Source organism: Streptomyces venezuelae, from assembly GCF_008642275.1.
In the GTDB taxonomy this organism is placed as follows: Bacteria; Actinomycetota; Actinomycetes; order Streptomycetales; family Streptomycetaceae; genus Streptomyces; species Streptomyces venezuelae_E.
In genome coordinates, this window is sequence record NZ_CP029189.1 from 1,104,812 (window position 1) to 1,120,653 (window position 15,842).

The following is a 15,842-nucleotide window of genomic DNA, read 5'->3' on the forward strand; positions in this document are numbered from 1 at the left end:
GGTCTGGGTCGTGGTCCGGTCCCTGTGGTCAGGACAGGCCGAGTTCGTCGTCGAGGAGGTCGAAGAGCTCGTCGGCCGTGGCCGCCTGGATGTCCCGCTCGTCGGCGGCGCTGTCCGGTGCTGCACTGTGCGTGTCATTCCACTTCGCCAGGAGATCGCGTAGCCGGGCGGTGATGCCGGCGCGGTCGACGTCGTCGGGGGCGACGGTCGAGAGGACCGATTCGAGCTTGTCGATTTCGGCGTGGACCGGAGGGCGGCCGGGGCCGCCCTGGCCGAGCCGTTCCCCGATGTACGCGGCGAGGGCCGCGGGGGACGGGTAGTCGAAGATCAGCGTGACGGGCAGCCGCAGCCCGGAGGCGGCGGTGAGCCGGTTGCGCAGGTCGACGGCGGTGAGGGAGTCGAAGCCCAGGTCGAGGAAGCCGCGCCCGGCGTCGACGTCGTCGGGGGTGCCGTGGCCGAGGACCGCGGCGACCTGGGTGCGGACCAGCTCGCGCAGGGCCTGGTCGCGTTCGGCGGCCGGGAGGCCCGCGAGGCGGTCCTTCAGGGCGTCGGCCGGTTCGGTGGCGGAGGCTGCGGCGCCCGTGCGGATGCCGGTCGAGCTGTCGGCTGCGCGGCGGACCGGGGTGCGGACGAGTCCGCGCAGCAGCGGCGGCAGGGTGCCGTCGGCTGCCTGGGCGCGCAGGGCGGCCTGCTCGACGCGCATGGGTACGAGGACGGCGTCGTGCAGGGTGCGGGAGGTGTCGAAGAGGGCGAGGCCCTCGTCGGGGGTGAGCCCGGTGACGCCGGCGCGGGCCATGCGGGTCAGGCCGGCCTCGTCGAGGGCGCCGGCCATGCCGTCCTCGGTCGCCCACAGGCCCCAGGCGAGGGAGCGGGCGGTGAGGCCGCGGGCGGCCCGGTGCTGGGCCAGGGCGTCGAGGAAGGCGTTGGCCGCGGCGTAGTTGCCCTGGCCGGGGGCGCCGAAGGAGCCCGCGACGGAGGAGAAGAGCACGAACGCGGCGAGGGGATGGCCCTCGGTCAGCTCGTGCAGGTTCCAGGCCGCGTCGACCTTGGGCCGCAGGACGGTGTCGAGGCGTTCGGGCGTGAGGGAGTCGATGATGCCGTCGTCGAGGACACCGGCCGTGTGGACGACCGCGGTCAGCGGCCGGTCTGCGGGTACGGCGGCCAGGACGGCGGCGAGGGCGTCGCGGTCGGCGGCGTCGCAGGCCGCCCAGGTGACGTCGGCCCCGCGGTCGGTCAGCTCGCGCGTCAGGTCGGCCGCGCCGGGTGCCGCGTCGCCGCGGCGGCTCAGCAGGAGCAGGTTGCGCACGCCGTGGACGTCGGCGAGGTGGCGCGCGAAGAGCCTGCCGAGGGTGCCGGTGGCGCCGGTGACGAGGACCGTGCCCGTGGTGTCGAGCGCCGGGACGCCGGGTTCCGGGGCGTCGGCGTTCGCGGCGTCGGTGTCCGGGGCGTCGGGGGTGGCGGTGCGGGCGATGCGGCGCAGGCGGAAGGCGTGTGCCTCGCCGGACCGCAGGGCGAGCTGCGGCTCGTCGCCCGCGAGGGCGGCGGCCAGCGCGCCCAGCGAGGCGTCGCTGCCGTCGGTGTCGGCGAGGACGAACCGGCCGGGGTTCTCGGACTGTGCCGAGCGGACCAGGCCCCACACCGGGGCGTGGGGCAGGTCGGTGACGTGCTCCCCAGGTGCGGCGGCCACCGCGCCGGAGGTGAGGAGCACCAGCCGGGAGGCGTCGAGGCGTTCCTCGGCCAGCCATTCCTGGACCAGGGCGAGGGCCTGGTGCGCGGCGGTGCGTGCGGTGGCGGCGCGGCCGCCGGTGCCCGCGGCGGTGGTCAGCGGGACGATGACGACGTCCGGGGCGGGTGCCCCGGCGGCGAGCGCCCCGCGGAGCGCGGCAAGGCCGGTGTGGGTGTCGAGGGGGACGCCGCCGATGCGGAACCCGGTGGTGTCCTCGCCGAGGACGGCCCACCGCTCGTCGGCGGGGACCGCTGCGGCGGCGAGCGGCAGGCGGGCCCATTCGACGCCGAAGAGGGCCTCGTGGTGGGCGGCGGCGCGGTCGCCGCCGAGCTGGGCGGCGGTGACCGGGCGGAGCACCAGGGAGTCGACCGTGGCGACGGGGGTGCCGGTGGAGTCGGCGACGTCGAGGGCGATGCCGCCGGACGCGCCCTGGGTGAGCCGGACGCGCAGGCCGGCCGCTCCGGCTGCGTGCAGCCGGACACCGGTCCAGGCGAAGGGCAGCCGGGCGCCGTCGCCGGGGTCGGCCCCACCGGGGACGCCGAGGCCGATGGCCTGGAGGGCGGCGTCGAGGAGGGCCGGGTGGACGCCGTAGGCGTCGGCGTCGGCGGCGTGGGCGGCGTCGAGGGCGACCTCGGCGTAGAGGGCGTCCGCGGTGCGCCAGGCGGCGCGCAGGCCCTGGAAGACGGGGCCGTAGCCGAGGCCGGCGGCGGCCGCGGCCGGGTAGAAGCCGTCGGTGGGGACGGGTTCGGCACCGGCCGGCGGCCAGGTGGCCAGGTCGGCGGGGCGGGCGGGGGCGGCGGGCGCGAGGACACCGGTCACGTGCCGCGTCCACGGCTCCTGGGCCCCGGCGTCGGCGGGGCGGGAGTGCAGGGTCAGGGTCCGCCGGCCCGTGGGGTCCGCCGCGTCGACGGCGAGCTGGAGCTGGACGCCGCCCTGCTCGGTGAGGGTGAGGGGGGCCTCGATGGCGAGTTCCTCGACGGTGTCGCAGCCGACCTCTGCGCCGGCCCGCAGCGCCAGTTCGACGAAGGCGGTGCCGGGCAGCAGCACGGTGTCCATGACCGTGTGGTCGGCGAGCCAGGGGTGGGTGGAAACGGCCAGGCGTCCGGTGAGGACCAGGCCGTCGGAGGCGGGCAGCGGGACGGCGGCGCCGAGGAGCGGGTGGCCGGGGGCGTCGAGGCCCGCGGCGAGGACGTCCTCGACGGAGACGCCGACGTCGAGCCAGTAGCGCTTGCGTTGGAAGGCGTAGGTCGGCAGCTCGACGCGGCGGGCGCCGGTGCCCGCGTGGTACGCGGTCCAGTCGACGGTGGCTCCGTGGACGTGGGCCAGCGCCAGGGCGGTGGTGAGGGCTTCCGCCTCGGGCCGGTCCTTGCGCAGGACGGGGACGCAGAGGGCGGGTCCGGCGGGGTCCGCCGGGTCGGCCGCGTCGGCGAGGCAGTCCTGGGCGAGGGCGGACAGGGTGCCGTCGGGGCCGAGTTCGACGAAGGCCGTGACTCCGGTGGCGGCCAGGGCGCGGATGCCGTCGAGGAAGCGGACGGCTTCGCGGACGTGGCGGACCCAGAAGTCGGCGGAGCCCATCTCGTCGGTGACCGGGGTGCCGGTGAGGAGGGAGACGACGGGGATGCGGGGGGCGGCGTAGACGAGGCCCTCGGCGACCTTGCGGAAGTCGGCGAGCATGCCGTCCATGAGCGGCGAGTGGAAGGCGTGGCTGACGGTGAGGCGCCTGGTCTTGCGGCCCTGGGCCGCGAAGGTGTCGGCGACGGCCTGGGCGGCCGCCTCGTCACCGGCCACGACCACCGACGCCGGCCCGTTGACGGCCGCGATGCCGACCCGGTCGGTCAGCAGCGGCAGGACCTCGTCCTCCGACGCCTGGACGGCGATCATGGCACCACCGCCGGGCAGTTGCTGCATCAGCTGGCCGCGCGCGGCGACCAGTTCGGCGGCGTCCTGGAGGGACAGGACCCCCGCGACGTGCGCTGCGGTGATCTCGCCGATGGAGTGGCCGGCCAGGACGTCGGGGCGCAGGCCCCAGCCGTCCAGCAGCCGGAACAGGGCCGTCTCGACGGCGAAGAGCGCGGGCTGGGTGTACTCGGTGCGGTCGAGCAGGGCCGCGTCGGTCCCGAACAGTACGTCCTTGAGCGGGAGTTCGAGGTGTCGGTCGAGTTCGGCGCAGACCTCGTCGAGTGCGGCGGCGAACGCCGGCTGGGTGTCGTACAGCTCGCGTCCCATGCCGAGCCGCTGGCTGCCCTGTCCGGTGAACAGGAACGCGGTCTGGCCCTCGCGTGCGGTGCCCCGCACCAGCCCGGCCGTGTCCTCGCCGCGGGCCAGGGCGTCCAGGCCGCGCAGCAGCTCCGTACGGTCCGACGCGACGAACGCGGCGCGCTGCTCCAGCGCCGAGCGGGTGGTGGCCAGGGAGAGGGCGAGGTCGGCGGGGCTCGGGCCGGTGCCGGTGCCGGTGCGGACGTGGGTGTGCAGGCGGCGGGCCTGGGCGCGCAGGGCGTCCGGGCCGCGTGCGGACAGCAGGACCGGGACGTACGGCGGCTGTGCCGCAGCCGGGGCCGGGGCCGGGGCCGCCGGGGCCGGCGTGTCCGGGGCCTGCTCGATGATGGCGTGGGCGTTGGTGCCGCTGATGCCGAAGGAGGAGACGCCCGCGCGGCGCGGCCGGTCCGTGTCGGGCCAGGCGGCCTGCTCGGTGAGCAGGGACACCGCACCCGCGGACCAGTCGACGTGCGGGGTCGGCTCGTCGACGTGCAGGGTCTTGGGGACGACGCCGTGGCGCATGGCCATGACCATCTTGATGACGCCGGCGACACCGGCGGCGGCCTGGGTGTGGCCGAGGTTGGACTTGACCGAGCCGAGCAGCAGCGGCCGGTCCTCGTCGCGGTCACGGCCGTACGTGGCCAGCAGCGCCTGGGCTTCGATGGGGTCGCCGAGGGTGGTGCCGGTGCCATGGGCCTCGACGACGTCGACGTCGGCGCCGGTCAGGCGGGCGTTGGCGAGGGCCTGGCGGATCACCCGCTGCTGGGAGGGCCCGTTGGGGGCGGTGAGGCCGTTGCTCGCGCCGTCCTGGTTGACGGCGGAGCCGCGGACCACGGCCAGGACGGGGTGGCCGTTGCGGCGGGCGTCGGAGAGCCGCTCCAGCAGGAGCATGCCCGCTCCCTCGCCCCAGCCGGTGCCGTCGGCGGCGGCCGCGAAGGACTTGCAGCGGCCGTCGGCGGCGAGACCGCGCTGGCGGCTGAACTCGATGAAGGTGCCCGGCGTGAACATCACGGTGACGCCGCCCGCGAGGGCGAGGCTGCACTCGCCCGCCCGCAGCGCCTGCGCCGCGAGGTGCAGGGCGACCAGGGAGGAGGAGCAGGCCGTGTCGACGGTGACGGCAGGGCCCTCCAGGCCGAAGGTGTAGGCGACGCGGCCGGAGACGATGCTGCTCGAACTGCCGGTGCCGAGGTAGCCCTCCACGCCGTCGGGCACCGCGTGCAGGCGGGCACCGTAGTCGTGGTACATGACGCCCGCGTAGACGCCCGTACGGCTTCCGCGCACCGAGGAGGGGGCGATCCCGGCCCGTTCGAAGGCCTCCCAGGTGGTCTCCAGCAGCAGCCGCTGCTGGGGGTCCATGGCGAGGGCCTCGCGGGGGGAGATCCCGAAGAACGCGGCGTCGAACTCGGCGGCGTCGTGCAGGAATCCGCCCTCTCGGGCGTAGGAGGTGCCCGGGTGCTCCGGGTCGGGGTGGTAGAGGGCCTCGGTGTCCCAGCCGCGGTTCTCGGGCAGCCGGGTGATGCCGTCGTGACCGGCCGTCAGCAGCGCCCAGAGGTCCTCGGGGGTGCGGACGTCACCGGGGTAGCGGCAGCTCATGGCGACGATCGCGATGGGCTCGTCGTCGTCGGCGCCACCGGGACCGGCGGGGACGGCCGGGCCGGCGGCCGGTGCGGCGTCCGGGTCGGTGTCGTCGACCAGTTCGGTGCGCAGGTGACGGGCGAGGACGGCCGGGTCCGGGTAGTCGAAGATCAGCGTGGCGGGCAGGCGCAGGCCGGTGGCGGCGTTCAGCCGGTTGCGCAGCTCCACCGCGGTGAGCGAGTCGAAGCCCAGTTCCTTGAAGGCCCGCCCCGACTCGACGGCCGCGGGACCTGCGTGGCCGAGGACGGACGCGACCTGCGTACGGACCAGGTCCAGCAGGGCCCGGTCCCGTTCGGCCGGGGCCAGCCCGGCCAGGCGGGCCCGCAGCTCCGGCTCGGCACCGGCGGTGACGGCACCGGCGGCGGAGCGGCGGGCGACGCCGCGGACCAGCCCGCGCAGCAGCGGGGCGATGGTGCCCGCGGCGGCCTGCGGGCGCAGGGCGTCGGTGTCGACCCGCAGGAGGGCGACGGCCGCGTCGTCGAGGCCGGTCGCGGTGTCGAACAGCTCCAGGCCCTCGGCGACCGTCAGCGGGGGCATTCCGGCGCGGCGCATCCGGTTGACGTCGGCGGCGTCGAGGGAGCCCGCCATGCCCTCGGCGGCGGCCCACAGGCCCCAGGCGAGGGCCGTGGCGGGCAGGCCCTGGGCGCGGCGGTGCCGGGCGAGGGCGTCCAGGAAGGAGTTCGCGGCGGCGTAGTTGGCCTGGCCGGGGCCGCCGAAGAGGCCGGAGGTGGAGGAGAACAGCACGAACGCGGACAGGTCCAGGCCGCGGGTCAGCTCGTGGAGGTGCCAGGCGGCGTCCACCTTGGGGCGGAGCACCGCGGACAGCCGCTCGGGGGTCAGCGAGGAGACGATGCCGTCGTCGAGGACACCGGCGGTGTGGACGACGGCGGTCAGCGGTTGGTCGGCCGGAATGCCGGCGAGCAGCGCGGCCAGTGCGTCCCGGTCGGCGACGTCGCAGGCGGCCCAGGTGGCGGTGGCACCGGACTCGGCGAGTTCGGCTGCCAGTTCGGCCGCGCCGGGTGCGTCGGCGCCGCGGCGGCCGACGAGGAGCAGACGGCGGACCCCGTGGACGGCGGTCAGGTGCCGGGCCACGAGCCGGCCGAGCCCACCGGTGGCGCCGGTGATCAGCACGGTGCCCTCGGGCCCGAAGGCAGCGGCCCGGCCGGAGGCGCCGTCGACGGCTCCGGAGGCGGTGTCGCCGTCCTGGCCGGTCTCGACGCGGGCGAGGCGCGGGACGAGGACGGCGCCCCCGCGCAGGGCGAAGCGCTCCTCCTCCGCGGCGGCGAGCGCGCGGCGCAGCGCGCCGTGGTCCTCGGCCGGACCTGCGTCGACGAGGGCGATCCGGCCCGGGTTCTCGGTCTGGGCGGACCGCAGCAGACCCCAGGCGGTGGCGCCGGCCAGGTCCGTCACGTCCTCGCCCGGCAGCGCGGCGACCGCACCGCGGGTGACGACGACCAGCCGGGCGGCGGCGAACCGGTCGTCGGCCAGCCATTCCTGTGCCAGCGCCAGCACCTGGTGCGCGACGCCGTGCACGGTTTCCGGGGTGACCGGTGCGGGTGCCGGGGCGAGGTGGAGGAAGACCTCCTCCGGTACGGCGGTCCCCGCGTCGGCCGCCGCGGCCAGCGCGGCCAGGTCGGCGTACCGGTCGCCGTCCGCGCCGTGTCCCGGCTCGGTCCTGCCGAGGAGGACGTACGGGGCCGGGGCCGCCGGGTCCGGGGCGGTCGGTCCGGCGAGCTCGGTCCACTGCTGGCGGAACACCGACTCGTGGAAGGTGGCGCGGGCGGCCCGCAGCTGGTCGGCGGTCACCGGGCGCAGTGCGAGCGACCCGACGGCCGCGACGGGCGCGCCGGAGGCGTCGGCGATCTCCAGCCGGACGCCCTCGGTTCCGGCGGGGGTGAGGCGGACGCGCAGCGCGCTCGCCCCGCCCGCGTACAGCGACACCCCGGACCAGGCGAAGGGCAGTCGCCCCTGGCCGTCGTCGGCGCCGAGGCCGCCGAGGCCGATGGCGTGCAGGGCTGCGTCGAGCAGTGCGGGGTGCAGGCCGAAGCGGCCGGCCTGGTCCTCCGTGCCGTCGGGCAGGGCCACCTCGGCGTAGACGGCTCCGTCGAGCTGCCAGGCCGTACGCAGGCCCCGGAAGGTGGGTCCGTAAGCGAAGCCGATGCTGTCGAGGGCGTCGTAGCGGCCGTCGAGCGGGACCTTGGTGGCGCCGGCCGGGGGCCAGGCGGTCAGGTCGAAGTCCGTGGCGGGGCGGCCGTCCTCGGCGAGGACGCCGGCGGCGTGCCGGGTCCAGGGCTCCTCGGCGGCGACGCCCTCGGCGCGGGAGTGCAGGGTGAACGCGCGGCGGCCGGTCCCGTCGTCGGCACCGACCCGGACGCGCAGCTGGACGCCGCCGCGCTCGGGCAGGACGAGCGGGGCTTCGAGGGTCAGTTCTTCGAGGTGGTCGCAGCCGAGCTGGTCACCGGCGCGGGTCGCGAGCTCCACGAACGCCGTGCCGGGGAGCAGGACGCTGCCGAGGATGGCGTGGTCGGCGAGCCAGGGGTGGGTGGACAGGGCGAGGCGTCCGGCGAAGACCATGCCGTCGGAATCGGGCAGGGCGACTCCGGCGGTGAGGAGCGGGTGGGCGGTGTCGTCGAGGCCGATCGCCTCGACGTCCCCGAGGTAGTACGAGGAGAGGGCGGGCCAGTAGCGCTGGCGCTGGAAGGCGTAGGTCGGCAGGTCGACGCGGCGGGCGCCGGTGCCCGCGTAGAACGCCGTCCAGTCCACGCGGACGCCGTGGACGTGGGCCCGCGCGAGGGCGGTGGTGAGGGCCTCCGCCTCCGGACGGCCCTTGCGCAGCACGGGCACGAAGACCGCGCCCTCGGCAGCGACGCAGTCCTGCGCCAGCGCCGACAGGACACCGTCGGGCCCGAGTTCGACGTACTTGGTGACCCCGGCGGCCTCCAGCGCCCGGACACCGTCCAGGAACCGCACGCCCTCACGGACGTGCCGCACCCAGAAATCGGCCGAACCCATCTCGTCGGAGACGAGCGCACCGGTCAGGTTGGAGACGACCGGGATCCGCGGAGCCGCGAACGACAGCCCCGCCACGACCTCACGGAAGGCGTCCAGCATCCCGTCCATGCGCGGCGAATGGAACGCGTGACTGACCGTCAGACGCTTGGTCTTCCGGTCGGCGAACGACGCCACCACAGCCAGCGCCGCATCCTCGTCACCCGCGATCACGACCGACTGAGGCCCGTTGACGGCCGCGATGCTCACACGGTCGGTCAGTAGCGGCAGGACCTCGTCCTCCGACGCCTGGAGGGCGATCATCACGCCACCACCCGGCAGCGCCTGCATCAACCGACCACGCGCAGCAACCAGCGAGCAGGCATCCTCCAGCGAGAACACACCCGCCACATGCGCAGCCGCGATCTCACCGACCGAGTGACCGGCGAGGAAGTCCGGCCTGACACCCCATGACTCCAGCAGCCGGAACAACGCCACCTCGACCGCGAACAGCGCGGGCTGCGCATACTCCGTACGGTCCAGTACGGCCGCATCGCCACCGAACAGGACGTCCTTCAGGGGCATTTCGAGTACGACGTCCATGTGGGCGCAGATCGCGTCCAGCGCGTCCGAGAAGGCCGGGTGGGCGGCGTACAGCTCACGGCCCGTCCCGAGCCGCTGGCTGCCCTGCCCCGTGAACAGGAACGCGGTCCGGCCGGCGGTCGGAGAGCCCGTCACGAGCGTGGCGGCCGAGCCGTCCTCCGCCAGCGTCTCCAGGGCCGAGAGGAGCCCGGCGCGGTCCGCAGCCACCACGGCTGCGCGGTGCTCGAAGGCGGAGCGGCCCACGGCCAGGGAGAACCCGAGGTCGGCTGCGCTCGCTGCGGGGTGGCGGACGGCGTGCTCGTGCAGGCGGCGGGCCTGGTCGCGCAGGGCATCGCGGCTCTTGCCGGACAGCAGCCACGGCAGCGGGGCGTCCGGCGCCGACTCGGGCTCGGGCGCGGGCGGGACGAGGGCCGGGGAAGCGGCCTCAGGGGCCTGCTCGATGATGGTGTGGGCGTTGGTGCCGCTGATGCCGAAAGACGAGATTCCCGCGCGGCGCGGCCGGCCGGTCTCCGGCCAGGCGACGGCACCGGTCAGCAGGGCGACGTCACCGGCCGTCCAGTCGACGTGCGGGGTCGCTTCGTCGACGTGCAGTGTCGGGGGCAGGATCCCGTGCTGCATGGCCAGGACCATCTTGATGACGCCCGCGACACCGGCGGCCGCCTGGGTGTGGCCGAGGTTCGACTTGACGGAGCCGAGCCACAGCGGCCGGCCCTCCGGACGGTCCTGTCCGTACGTGGCCAGCAGCGCCTGGGCTTCGATGGGGTCGCCGAGCTTCGTGCCGGTGCCGTGGGCCTCGACGGCGTCCACGTCGGCGGTGGCCAGGCCCGCGCTCGCGAGGGCCTGACGGATGACGCGCTGCTGGGCGGGGCCGTTGGGGGCGGTCAGGCCGTTGCTCGCGCCGTCCTGGTTGACGGCGGAGCCGCGGACCAGTGCGAGGACGGGGTGACCGTGGCGGCGGGCGTCGGAGAGCCGTTCGACGAGGAGCATGCCGAGGCCCTCGCCCCAGCCGGTGCCGTCGGCGGCGGCCGCGAAGGCCTTGATCCGGCCGTCCTCGGCGAGGCCCCGCTGGCGGCTGAAGTCGATGAAGGAGGCGGGGGTGGACATGACGGTCACACCACCGGCCAGGGCCATCGTGCACTCACCGGCCCGCAGGGCCTGGATGGCCCAGTGCAGGGCGACGAGCGACGAGGAGCAGGCCGTGTCGACGGTGACGGCGGGGCCTTCCAGGCCGAGGACGTAGCTGACGCGGCCGGAGACGACGCTCGCGGCGTTGCCGGTGCCGAGGAAGCCCTCGGTGCCGTCGGGGGCGGCGAGGATGACGTCGAGGTAGTCCTGGCCGTTGGTGCCGGTGAAGACGCCGATGCGCTCGCCGCGCACGGCGGCGGGGTCGATGCCGGCCCGTTCGAAGGCCTCCCAGGAGGTCTCCAGCAGCAGGCGCTGCTGCGGGTCCATGGCCAGGGCCTCGCGCGGGGAGATCCCGAAGAAAGCGGGGTCGAACGTGGCCGCGTCGGCGAGGAACCCTCCCTCGCGGACATAGGTGGTGTTCTCGGCGAGGGACTCCGGGTCGTACAGCCCGTCGAGGTCCCAGCCGCGGTCGGTGGGGAAGCCGGAAATCGCGTCGCGGCCTTCGGCGAGCAGCTCCCACAGTTCCTCGGGGGTGCGGACGCCGCCGGGGAAGCGGCAGCTCATCGCGACGATCGCGATGGGGTCGTCATCCGTCCCGGTGCCCGGCCCGGTCGTGGTGGCGCCCGCCGGGTCGGCGGGGTGTGCGCCGAGCAGTTCGCCCTGGAGGAAGGCGGCCAGGGCCAGGGAGTTGGGGTAGTCGAAGATCAGGGTGGCGGGCAGGCGCAGCCCGGTCCGGGCGGTGAGGAGGTTGCGGATCTCCACCGCGGTCAGGGAGTCGAAGCCGAGGTCCCGGAAGGCGATGGCCGGGTCGACGGACTCGGGACCAGGGTAGCCGAGGACGGCGGCGATCTGCGTACGGACGAACTCCAGCGCGAGGGCGTCTCGTTCGTCGGCCGGCGCCTTGGTGATCCGCCGGGCGAGGCTGTCGGCGGCCTCGGCCGGGGCGTCGGCGGACCGGCTCGCGGCGGCGAGGGCCTGGACGGCCTCGGGGAGTGCCGCGATCAGCGGGCAGGGGCGGACGGCGGTGAGGCCGGGCGCGAGGCGGGCCCAGTCGATGTCGGCGACGACGGAGGAGGTCTCGTCGAGTGCCAGCGCCGTGTTCATCGCGGACAGGGCGAGTTCGGGGGCGAGGGCCGGGAGTCCGGCGGAGCGCAGGCGCTCGGCGACGAGTTCGTCGGTGGCCATGCCGCCGTCGGCCCAGGCGCCCCAGGAGATCACGGTGGCGGGCAGGCCATCGGCTCGGCGCTGCTCGGCGAGGGCGTCCAGGTGGGCGTTCGCGGCGGCGTAGTTGGCCTGTCCGGCGGCACCGAATGCGGCGGCGACGGAGGAGAACAGGACGAAAGCGGTCAGGTCCAGGTCGCGGGTCAGCTCGTGCAGGACCTGGGCGCCGTGGGCCTTGGGCCTCAGGACGCCCGCCAGGCGCTGCGGGGTCTGGGCGTCGAGGACGCCGTCGTCGAGGACACCGGCGGCATGGACGACGGTGGTCAGCGGCAGTTCGGCGGGGACGGTGGCGAGGAGCCGGGTCATGGCGTCGCGGTCGGATACGTCGCAGGCGGCGAGGGTGACCTCGGCGCCCATCTCGCGCAGTTCCGCAGCGAGTTCGGCGGCTCCCTCGGCATCGGGGCCGCGCCTGCCGACCAGCAGCAGGTGCGCGGCGCCGGAGCGGGCGAGCCAGCGGGCCACGTGCCCGCCGAGGGCTCCGGTGCCGCCGGTGACGAGGGCGGTGCCGGAGGTGGTCCAAGCGGCGGCGGAGGCGTGGTCCCGGGGGGCGCGGGCCAGGCGGCGGACGAAGACGCCGCTGGCTCGTACGGCGACGTGGTCCTCGGTGCCGAGTCCGCCCAGGACGTCGGCGAGGCGGCCGGTGGCGCGCTCGTCGGGGGTCGGGGGCAGGTCGACGAGGCCGCCCCAGCGTGCGGGCAGTTCGAGGGCGGCGGTCCGGCCGAAGCCCCAGAGGGCGGCCTGGGCGGTGCTGGTGAGCCGGTCGGAGCGGCCGGTGGCGACCGCGCCCTGGGTGGCGGCCCAGAGCGGGGCGTCCACCCCCGCGTCGCCCAGGGCCTGGACGAGGGCGAGCGTGGCGGCGAGCCCGGCGGGCAGCGCGGCGTCCTCGGGGTGCGGGCGCTCGTCGAGGCCGAGCAGCGACAGCACGCCGGCGGGCGCGTCGGGCGCCGTCTCCAGGGCTGCGGTGAGGTGCCGGGCCAGGGCGGCCCGGTCGTCGGTGGTGGCGTCGACGGTGAGGGGGGTGACGGTGACCCCGCGGGCGGTCAGGGCGCGGGTGGCGGCCAGGGTCCAGGGGGCGTCGGCGTACGCGGCGGGCACCGCGAGGAGCCAGTGCCCGGCGAGGGGCGCGGGCGCGGTGTCGGTGAGCGGTGTCCAGGTGACGCGGTAGCGCCAGCCGGTGACGGTGTCGCGGTCGCGGTGCCGGCGGTGCCATGCGGACAGGGCGGGCAGGACGCCGCTGAGGGGTTCGTCGCCGTCGACGCCGAGGGTGTCGGCGAAGGCGGCCAGGTCCTCGCTGTCGACGACCTCCCAGAACTTGGCGTCGGTCAGGCCGAGTTCACGTCCGTCGGCGGGTCCGGTGAGGTCGGTGAAGGGGTCGCGGGGCCAGTACAGGTCGCGCTGGAAGGCGTACGTCGGCAGCTCGACGTGGCCGGTGCCGGTGGCGGCGAAGCGGGTGGCCCAGTCCGGGGACAGTCCGCGGACGTGGGCACCGGCGACGGCGGCGGTCAGGGTGCGGCTCTCGGGTCGGCCGGTGCGCAGTGCGGGCAGGAAGGCGGCGGCGCGGGGGCCGTTGGCGGTCTGGCAGTCCTGGCCGAGGGCGGACAGGACGCCGTCGGGGCCGAGTTCGACATAGGCGGTGACGCCGCGGCTCTCCAGCCAGCGGATGCCGTCGAGGAAGCGGACGGCTTCGCGGACGTGGCGGACCCAGAAGTCGGCGGAGCCCATCTCGTCGGTGACGAGGGCTCCGGTGAGATTGGAGACGACCGGGATCCGGGGGGCGTCGTAGGTGAGTTCCTCGGCGACCTTGCGGAAGGCGTCGAGCATGCCGTCCATGTGCGGGGAGTGGAATGCGTGGCTGACGGTGAGCCGCTTGGTCTTGCGGTCGGCGAACGCCGCCACCACGGCCAGCGCGGCGTCCTCGTCACCCGCGATCACGACCGAGGTCGGCCCGTTGACCGCGGCGATGCTCACGCGGTCGGTCAGCAGCGGCAGGACCTCGTCCTCCGACGCCTGCACCGCGACCATCACACCACCCGACGGCAGTGCCTGCATCAACCGGCCCCGCGCGGAAACCAGCGAGCACGCGTCCTCCAGCGAGAACACACCCGCCACATGCGCAGCCGCGATCTCACCGACGGAATGACCGGCGAGGAAGTCCGGCGACAGGCCCCAGCTCTCCACCAGCCGGAACAGCGCCACCTCCACCGCGAACAACGCGGGCTGCGCATACTCCGTACGATCCAGTACGGCCGCATCGTCGCCGAACAGAACGTCCTTCAACGGCAGTTCGAGATCCATCCGGGCACAGACGGCGTCCAGCGCCGCCGCGAACACCGGATAGGCGTCGTACAGCTCACGCCCCATCCCGAGCCGCTGACTGCCCTGACCGGTGAAGAGGAACGCGAGCTTGCCCTCCGTGGCGCTCCCCTCGACCACGTCGGCCGACGGGGTACCCGCGGCCAGCGCGGCGAGGCCGGCGAGGAGCTCGGCGCGGTCCTGCGCGACGACCGCGGCACGGCGGTCGAGGGCGGACCGGGTGAGCGCCTGGGCGTGCGCGACGTCCGCCGGGCCGAGGCCGGGGCGGGCGGTGAGGTGGGCGTGCAGCGCGGCGGCCTGCGCCCGCAGGGCGCCCTCCGTCTTGCCGGACAGGACGACGGGCAGGACGACGGGCAGGACGCCGGCCGGGGCGTCGGCCGGGGCGCCCCGCTCCGCGGCGGCCGGACGGTCGCCGTCCTGCCGGTCCGCTCCGGCGGGGTCCTCGGCGCTCTCCAGGATGACGTGTGCGTTGGTGCCGCTCATGCCGAAGGACGAGACGCCGATGCGGCGCGGCCCGTCGTGGAGCGGCCACGGCCGCGCCTCGGTGAGCAGGGACACGTCGCCCGCCGACCAGTCGACGTGCGGGGTCGGCTCGGTGACGTGCAGGGTCTTCGGCAGCACGCCGTTGCGCATCGCCATGACGCTCTTGATGACACCGGCGACACCGGCGGCGGCCTGCGCGTGGCCGATGTTGGTCTTGAGGGAGCCCAGCCACAGCGGCCGCCCCTCGGGGCGGCCCTGCCCGTACGTGGCGATGATCGCCTGCGCTTCGATGGGGTCGCCGAGACCGGTGCCCGTGCCGTGCGCCTCGACGGCGTCGACCTGGTCGGGGGTGAGGCGGGCGTTGGACAGCGCCTGGAGGATGACGCGCTGCTGCGAGGGGCCGTTCGGGGCGGTCAGACCGTTGCTCGCGCCGTCCTGGTTGACGGCGGTGCCGCGGATGACGGCGAGGACGTGGTGGCCCTTGCGGCGCGCGTCGGTGAGGCGCTCGACGAGCAGGACACCGACGCCCTCGGCGAGGCTGAAGCCGTCCGCGTCCGGGGAGAAGGCCTTGCAACGGCCGTCGGTGGCGAGGCCGCGCTGCTTGCTGTAGTCGATGAACGTACCCGGCGCCGACATCAGGGTGGCGCCGCCGGCGAGGGCCAGGGAGCACTCGCCGTTGCGCAGCGCCTGCACGGCGAGGTGCAGGGCGACGAGGGAGGAGGAGCAGGCGGTGTCGACGGTGACGGCGGGGCCTTCGAGGCCGAAGGTGTAGGAGAGGCGACCGGAGGCGACGCTCGCCGCGTTGCCGGTGCCGAGGTAGCCCTCCACGTTCTCGGAGGAGCTCAGCAGCGCCGTCAGGTAGTCGTGGTTGCTGGTGCCGACGAAGACGCCGACCTGCTTGCCGCGCATCGAGGTCGGGTCGATCCCGGCGCGCTCGAAGGCCTCCCAGGACGTCTCCAGCAGCAGCCGCTGCTGCGGGTCCATCGCGAGGGCCTCGCGCGGGGAGATCCCGAAGAGTGAGGGGTCGAACCGGGCGAAGTCCTGGACGAAGCCGCCCTGGTTGGCGTAGCTCGTACCCGGGTGGTCCGGGTCGGGGTGGTAGACCGTCTCCATGTCCCAGCCGCGCTCGGCGGGGAATCCGGTGATCGCGTCGACGCCGTCCACGACGAGCTGCCACAGCTCCTCGGGGGAGGTCGCACCACCGGGGTAGCGGCAGCCCATGCCCACGATCGCGATGGGGTCCTGGTTCCGCGCCTCGATCTCACGGAGCCGCTGCCGCGTCTGCTGCAGATCTGCCGTCGCCAGCTTCAGGTAGTCCCGGAGCGTCTCTTCATTCGCCATTTAACGCAACCACCCATTTGCAGCAGACGGCATCGGAAAACCATGTCGCGGAGCCGAGGAATGTCATCGGGAAAGGCGTCGATTCGCACGTCGGGCGAAGCGACTGCTCAGCGGCAGGCTATTTGCCGCTCAATCTCTCCTACAACCCCTA

General features: G+C 75.3%; 1 protein-coding gene. It reads right to left on the minus strand.

The features are described from left to right. Positions 1-28: 28 nt before the first annotated feature. Positions 29-15,661: a type I polyketide synthase gene (locus DEJ51_RS04620; RefSeq protein ID WP_411757379.1), complete on the minus strand. Its 15,633-nt coding sequence runs from the start codon at positions 15,659-15,661 to the stop codon at positions 29-31. Between the last annotated feature and the right edge of the window lie 181 nt (positions 15,662-15,842).